Raw genomic sequence first — 5,967 nt, 5'->3', positions numbered from 1 at the left:
GCATGCGGGCCTGCGCGGCGAGATCAGCTGGGGCGCATTATTCCAGTTTGCGTTCCTGTCGGTCATGGCCGCCGCTTCGGTAGGGGCGCTAGGCGAGACCTGGGGCGAGGTCCAGAAGGCCGCCGGCGCCATGGAGCGGGTCTCTGACCTACTGGCCGCCAAGCCCGGCATCGCGGCGCCCGCCGTGCCCCGGCATCTGCCGGCGCCGGCCCGGGGCGAGATCGAGTTCTCCAACATCACCTTCGCCTATCCCGGCCGCGCCGACCTGCCGGCCCTGCAGAGCTTCGACCTGCGGGTGGCGCCCGGCGAGCGGGTGGCCCTGGTGGGTCCCTCCGGCGCAGGCAAGAGCACGGTCTTCCGCCTTCTGCTGCGCTTCTATGATCCCCAGTTCGGCACGGTGAAGGTGGATGGCGTCGACGTCCGCGACGCCGATCCGGCCGAGGTTCGCGCCCGCATGGCCTTGGTGGCCCAGGACTCGCCGCTGTTCTCCGGCTCGGCCCTGGACAACATCCGCTTCGGCAAGGCCAACGCCGACCTCGAAGCCGTGCGCGCCGCCGCCCGCGCCGCCCAGGCGGACGACTTTCTCGACGCCCTGCCGCAGGGATTCGACACCCCGCTGGGGGAACGCGCCCGCAGCCTGTCTGGCGGTCAACGCCAGCGCCTGGCCATCGCCCGGGCCCTGATCCGCGAAACCCCGATCCTCTTGCTGGACGAGGCCACCAGCGCCTTGGACGCCGAGAACGAGCGCCTGGTCCAGAAGGCCCTGGAGGAGGCCATGGTGGGGCACACCACCCTGGTGATCGCCCACCGCCTGGCCACCGTGCTGAAAGCCGACCGCATCATCGTCATGGATAAGGGCCGTGTGGTCGAACAGGGCTCCCACCACGAGCTGATCACCAAGAGCGGCCTCTATGCGCGCCTGGCCTCCCTGCAGTTCGGAGACGCGGCGGCCTAGTTTCCGCGCCCCGCCCTATCCTCAGTCGTCGATATTGGCCCCGCGCATCTCCTTCACGAAGAAGACGCCCACCACCACGGTCACCGCGGCGATGACGATGGGATACCAGAGGCCGTAATAGATATTGCCCGTGGCCGCGACCATGGCGAAGGCGGTGGTGGGCAGGAAGCCGCCGAACCAGCCGTTGCCGATATGGTAGGGCAGGGACATGGAGGTGTAGCGGATGCGCGCCGGGAACATCTCCACCAGGGCCGCGGCGATCGGCCCATAGACCATCGTCACATAGAACATCAGCAGGAACAGCAGGCCCACGACCGCGGGCTTGTTCACGAGGGCCGAGTCCGCCTTGGCTGGATAGCCGGCGCTGGAAAGCTCGGCGGCCAGGGTCTTGGTCCAGGCGGTCTTGGCGGCGGCGAACTCCGCCTTGGGCAGGCTGGCGCCGTCCAGGCTCGGGACTTCGACCTCGCCGACCCTCACCACGGCCAGCGTCCCGGCGGGGGCGACCTGGTTCGTATAGGAGACGCCCGCCGTCGCCAGAGCGCCCTTGGCCACGTCGCAGGAGGAGGTGAAGGCGGTCTTGCCGACGGGGTCGAACTGGAAGGCGCAGTCGGCGGGATCGGCGATCACCGTCACCGGATGGCTGGCGGTGGCGGCGGCCAATGCTGGATTGGCCGCGGCGGTGAGCGCCTTGAAGATCGGGAAGTAGGTCAGCGCCGCCAGCAGGCAGCCCAGCATGATGATCGGCTTGCGGCCGATCCTGTCCGACAGCCAGCCGAACACCACGAAGAAAGGCACCCCCAGGATCAGGGCGAAGGCCACAAGGGTGTTGGCCAGGGCGCCGTCCAGCTTGAGCATCTTCTCCAGGAAGAACAGGGCGTAGAACTGGCCGGTGTACCAGACCACCGCCTGGCCGGCGGTGAGGCCCGCCAGGGCCAGGAGGACCAGCTTCAGGTTACTCCACTGGCCAAAGGATTCGGTCAGCGGCTTCTTCGAGGTGGTCCCCTCGTCGATCATCTTCTGGAAGACCGGGCTCTCATTGAGCTTCAGTCGGATCCACAGGGAGACCCCCAGCAGCAGCGCTGAGACCAGGAAGGGAATGCGCCAGGCCCAGGCCTTGAAGACCTCCTCGCCCAACAGGGTGCGCACCAGCAGGATGACCACCAGGCTGAGGAAGAGGCCAAGGGTCGCGGTGGTCTGGATCCAGCTGGTGTACAGGCCGCGTTTTCCGGGCGGCGCGTGCTCAGCGACATAGGTGGCCGCGCCGCCATACTCACCGCCCAGCGCCAGGCCCTGGATCAGGCGCATGATGATCAGCAGCACCGGCGCGGCGACGCCGATCCGATCATAGCCGGGCAGCAGGCCGACGGCGAAGGTCGACAGCCCCATCAGCAGCATGGTGACCAGGAAGGTGTTCTTGCGGCCCCAGAGGTCGCCCAGGCGGCCAAACACCAGGGCGCCGAAGGGTCGGACCGCGAAACCCGCGGCGAAGGCCAGCAGGGCGAAGATGTAGCCTGTGGTCTCGTTCACCCCCGAGAAGAAGTGCAGGGTGATGAAGCCGGCCAGGGAGCCGTAGAGGTAGAAGTCGTACCACTCGAAGACGGTGCCCACCGAGGCCCCGGCGATCACCATGCCGTTGCCGCCGCGCGTCTTTTCCTGAGCCATGCCGTCCCCCCGGAGCCTTGTGGGGCGAGCCTAGCTCCAATCGCCGGCGAGTCGATCCTGCTCGGCGGCCCAGCGTCGGCGGTTAGTGGCCCTCGCCGCCCGAGAGTTCGCCCATGGCGCTCTGCAGGTAGTTCTGCTCGCCAAGCTGGCGCACCAGGCTGAGCTGGGTCTCGAGGAAGTCGATGTGCTCCTCAGTGTCGGTGAGGATCTCGCGCAGGATCTGGCGGGTGACGTAGTCGGCAGCCTCCTCGCACAGCTTGATGCCGCGAATCTGGTCGGCCCGGCCGCCGACCTCGACGGCGAGATCGGAGGTCATGCATTCCGGCACGGTCTCACCGATTCTCAGCTTGTGCAGATCCTGCAGATTGGGAAGGCCGTCGAGGAAGAGGATGCGCTTGATCAGCTTGTCGGCGTGCTTCATCTCGCCGATCGATTCTTCGTAGGTGATGGCTCCCAGCTTCGCCAGACCCCAGTTCTGGTACATCCGCGCATGCAGGAAGTACTGGTTCACCGCCGTCAGCTCATTGGTCAGGACCGCGTTGAGCACCTGGATGATCGCCTTGTCGCCCTGCATGTGAGCCTCCGTCCTTCGCCGTTAAGGCGCGCAACCTCACGCCCTCAGCGGAGGCTGTCAAAGCCTATGTTTGCAAGTGAGTCAGCCTCGCAATCGCAGGGCTGAAGAGGGCCTATTCGGCCGCGTAACGCAGGGCTTCGCCCTGCTCCTCGACCATCTTCTTCATGTCGCAGACGCAGCGGGCGCACTGGGGCTTGGATCCGCAGGCGCGGAAGATTTCGGCCGGGCGCTGGGCGCCGCCCTCGATCGCGGCGCGCACATCGCGCTCGCGGATGCCGTTGCAGTTACAGACGTACAAGGGGACTTCCCTCCGACCAATGACTCCTATGTAGCAAATGCGAACGCCGTTGCAACTCATTTGCAAATGATCAGCGGCGCTTGGTTCGCGGGGATCGCGGCGGCCAGCACCGCGGTGGTGACGGTCCTGCCGAGCTATTAGTCTCCAGCCACGGATAGGTTAAAAGCGGGCCATGACCCCGTCCTGCCGCCTCTATCTGATCACCCCGCCCCGCATCGACGACCTGGCCGTCTTCGGCCGTTCCCTGGCCGCCGCGATGGACGCCGGCGACGTGGCCGCCGTGCAGATTCGGCTGAAGGACCAGTCGGAGGAGATCATCGCAGCCGCCGTGGACGCGCTTTCCCCTATCATCCAGTCGCGCGGCGCCGCGGTGATCCTCAATGACGATCCGGCGCTGGCCGCCAGGTTGAAGTGCGACGGGGTGCATGTGGGCCAGGACGACATGCCGCTCGCCCAGGCCCGCAAGGTCATGGGGCCGAACGCCATGATCGGGGTCACCTGCCACGACAGCCGCCACCTGGCCATGGAGGCCGCCGAGGCCGGGGCCGACTATGTGGCCTTCGGCGCCTTCTTCCCCACCACCACCAAGGACGCAGCCACCCGCGCCGAGCCGGAGATCCTGTCCATCTGGCAGGAGGTGATGGAGACCCCCTGCGTCGCCATCGGCGGGATCACGGCGGAGACCGCGCGGGGCCTAGCCGCCGCCGGCGCCGACTTCCTGGCGGTCTCGGCGGGAGTCTGGGCTCACCCTGAGGGTCCCGCCGCCGCCGTGAAGGCCATAGATGCAGAGATCGCCCTGGGTCTGGCGGAGCGCGCCTGAGGCCTCACCTTGCCTTGAAGCCCCGGTCCCACTAGGTTCCGCGCCTCAAATTTCGCAAAGAACCCCATGTCCAAAATCAACGCCGTCTCGATCAAGCCGGGAAACATCCTGCAGCATGACGGGGGATTGTGGGTGGCCGTGAAGGTCGTGCACGTGAAGCCCGGCAAGGGCGGCGCCTTCGCCCAATGCGAGCTGAAGAACATCGAGGACGGCCGCAAGCTGAACGAACGCTTCCGGACCTCCGACACGGTCGAGCAGATCCACCTCGACCAGAAGGAGTACTCCTTCCTCTACGAACAGGGCGACATGCTGGTCTTCATGGACCAGGAGAACTACGAGCAGATCGAGCTGGCCAAGGACTTCGTCGGCGAGGATCAGATCCGCTTCCTGCAGGACGGCATGGTGGTCAAGCTGCAGTTGTTCGAGGAACGCCCCATCAGCATCGCCCTGCCCGAGCAGGTGGTGCTCGTCATCGTCGAGGCCGACGCCGTGGTGAAGAACCAGACGGCGTCGTCCTCCTACAAGCCGGCCAAGGCGGACAACGGCATGCGCATCCTGATCCCGCCCTATATGGAGGCCGGCGAACGCGTCCTGGTCTCCACCGAGACCGGCGAATACCTGCGCAGGGCCGACTGATGTCCACCCAAACCGCTCTTCTCAAGGTCATGTCCGACGCCGCACGCAAGGCGGCCCGCGGCCTCAACCGCGACTTCGGCGAACTGTTGGAGCTTCAGGTCTCCAAGAAGGGCGCCGCCGATTTCGTCTCCGCCGCCGACCTCAAGGCCGAACAGACCATCTTCGAGATGCTGTCGAAGGCCCGTCCCGGCTACAGCTTCCTCGGCGAGGAACGTGGTCTGATCGAGGGCACCGACAAGACCCACACCTGGATCGTCGACCCCCTGGACGGCACCACCAACTTCCTGCACGCCATCCCCCACTTCGCCATCAACATCGCCCTGCAGCGCGAGGGCGCGATCGTGGCGGCGGTGACCTACAACCCCGTCACCAACGAGCTGTTCTGGGCCGAGAAGGGCAAGGGCTGCTTCGTCAACGACAAGCGCTTGAGGGTCGCCGCCCGCCAGCACCTGGCCGAGAGCGTCCTGGCCACCGGCATCCCCTTCCTGGGGCACGGCCAGCACGCCACCTTCCTGAAGGAGTTGCACCAGGTCAGCCAGCGCGTCGCCGGCGTCCGCCGCTTCGGGGCCGCGGCCCTGGACCTGGCCTTCGTGGCGGCGGGCCGCTTCGACGGCTACTGGGAGCGGGACCTGAAGGCCTGGGACCTGGCGGCGGGCCTGCTGCTGGTGAGCGAAGCCGGCGGCAAGGTGACGACCGTCGAGGGCGGCGATGACATGCTGACCGCCGGCAGCGTCTGCGCCGCCAACCTGGAACTGCATCCGCTGATCCGGCAGCGGCTCGCCGCGGCGGCTTGACGCAACCGTCACAGGCGCCGGCTAGATCGGAGCCATGACCCTGACCCGCCGGACCTTCGCCACGGCCGCCGCCGCGCTCGCCGCCACGCCCCTGATGGCCGCCACGCCCCGGCGGCCCATCGTCATCGCCCATCGCGGCGCCAGCGGCGAGCGGCCCGAACACACGCCCGCGGCCTATCGTCTGGCGGTGGACCAGGGGGCCGACTTCATCGAGCCGGACCTGGTGCT

The 5,967-nt window shown here is 67.3% G+C and carries 8 protein-coding genes; 5 read left to right on the top strand and 3 right to left on the bottom strand.

The features are described from left to right. Nucleotides 1-955, top strand: a 955-nt coding sequence (locus tag RMO97_RS16885) for an ATP-binding cassette domain-containing protein (RefSeq protein WP_310542186.1), incomplete at its 5' end; no start/stop codon positions are given. Nucleotides 956-976: 21 nt separating this feature from the next. On the opposite strand, the gene RMO97_RS16880 is transcribed toward RMO97_RS16885, so the two are convergent. The 3 genes from RMO97_RS16880 to RMO97_RS16870 all read right to left on the bottom strand — a co-directional run bounded on the left by RMO97_RS16880 (nt 977) and on the right by RMO97_RS16870 (nt 3,489). Further along, nucleotides 977-2,617, bottom strand: a complete 1,641-nt coding sequence (locus tag RMO97_RS16880; protein WP_310542185.1) for an MFS transporter — start codon at nt 2,615-2,617, stop codon at nt 977-979. A gap of 82 nt (nt 2,618-2,699) precedes the next feature. Continuing rightward, nucleotides 2,700-3,191: a bacterioferritin gene (gene bfr / locus RMO97_RS16875; RefSeq protein ID WP_310542184.1), complete on the bottom strand. Its 492-nt coding sequence runs from the start codon at nt 3,189-3,191 to the stop codon at nt 2,700-2,702. Between the two features lie 112 nt (nt 3,192-3,303). Further along, nucleotides 3,304-3,489, bottom strand: a complete 186-nt coding sequence (locus tag RMO97_RS16870) for a (2Fe-2S)-binding protein (RefSeq protein ID WP_310542183.1) — start codon at nt 3,487-3,489, stop codon at nt 3,304-3,306. Nucleotides 3,490-3,661: 172 nt separating this feature from the next. Between RMO97_RS16870 and thiE the strand changes: the two genes are divergently transcribed. From thiE to RMO97_RS16850, 4 genes are all read left to right on the top strand, one after another. Further along, nucleotides 3,662-4,309: a thiamine phosphate synthase gene (thiE, locus tag RMO97_RS16865; protein WP_310542182.1), complete on the top strand. Its 648-nt coding sequence runs from the start codon at nt 3,662-3,664 to the stop codon at nt 4,307-4,309. Nucleotides 4,310-4,375: 66 nt separating this feature from the next. Beyond that, nucleotides 4,376-4,945: an elongation factor P gene (gene efp / locus RMO97_RS16860; RefSeq protein WP_310542181.1), complete on the top strand. Its 570-nt coding sequence runs from the start codon at nt 4,376-4,378 to the stop codon at nt 4,943-4,945. After that, the gene (locus tag RMO97_RS16855; RefSeq protein ID WP_310542180.1) at nt 4,945-5,739 is read left to right on the top strand and encodes an inositol monophosphatase family protein; all 795 of its coding nucleotides are present in this window, start codon (nt 4,945-4,947) and stop codon (nt 5,737-5,739) included. Before efp ends, RMO97_RS16855 begins: the two co-directional genes overlap by 1 nt. A gap of 34 nt (nt 5,740-5,773) precedes the next feature. Further along, nucleotides 5,774-5,967, top strand: a 194-nt coding sequence (locus RMO97_RS16850) for a glycerophosphodiester phosphodiesterase family protein (protein ID WP_310542179.1), incomplete at its 3' end; no start/stop codon positions are given.

Source organism: Phenylobacterium sp., assembly GCF_031425575.1.
Taxonomy (GTDB): Bacteria; Pseudomonadota; Alphaproteobacteria; order Caulobacterales; family Caulobacteraceae; genus Phenylobacterium.
The sequence above is the reverse complement of the archived record's forward strand: the minus strand, read 5'-3'. Positions and strand labels throughout refer to the sequence as shown.

What these genes read in the sequence shown, in the direction of transcription:
- RMO97_RS16880 (WP_310542185.1), bottom strand. Translation starts at nt 2,617, where the DNA reads ATGGCTCAGGAAAAGACGCGCGGCGGCAACGGCATGGTGATCGCCGGG.
- bfr (WP_310542184.1), bottom strand. Translation starts at nt 3,191, where the DNA reads ATGCAGGGCGACAAGGCGATCATCCAGGTGCTCAACGCGGTCCTGACC.
- thiE (WP_310542182.1), top strand. Translation starts at nt 3,662, where the DNA reads ATGACCCCGTCCTGCCGCCTCTATCTGATCACCCCGCCCCGCATCGAC.
- efp (WP_310542181.1), top strand. Translation starts at nt 4,376, where the DNA reads ATGTCCAAAATCAACGCCGTCTCGATCAAGCCGGGAAACATCCTGCAG.
- RMO97_RS16855 (WP_310542180.1), top strand. Translation starts at nt 4,945, where the DNA reads ATGTCCACCCAAACCGCTCTTCTCAAGGTCATGTCCGACGCCGCACGC.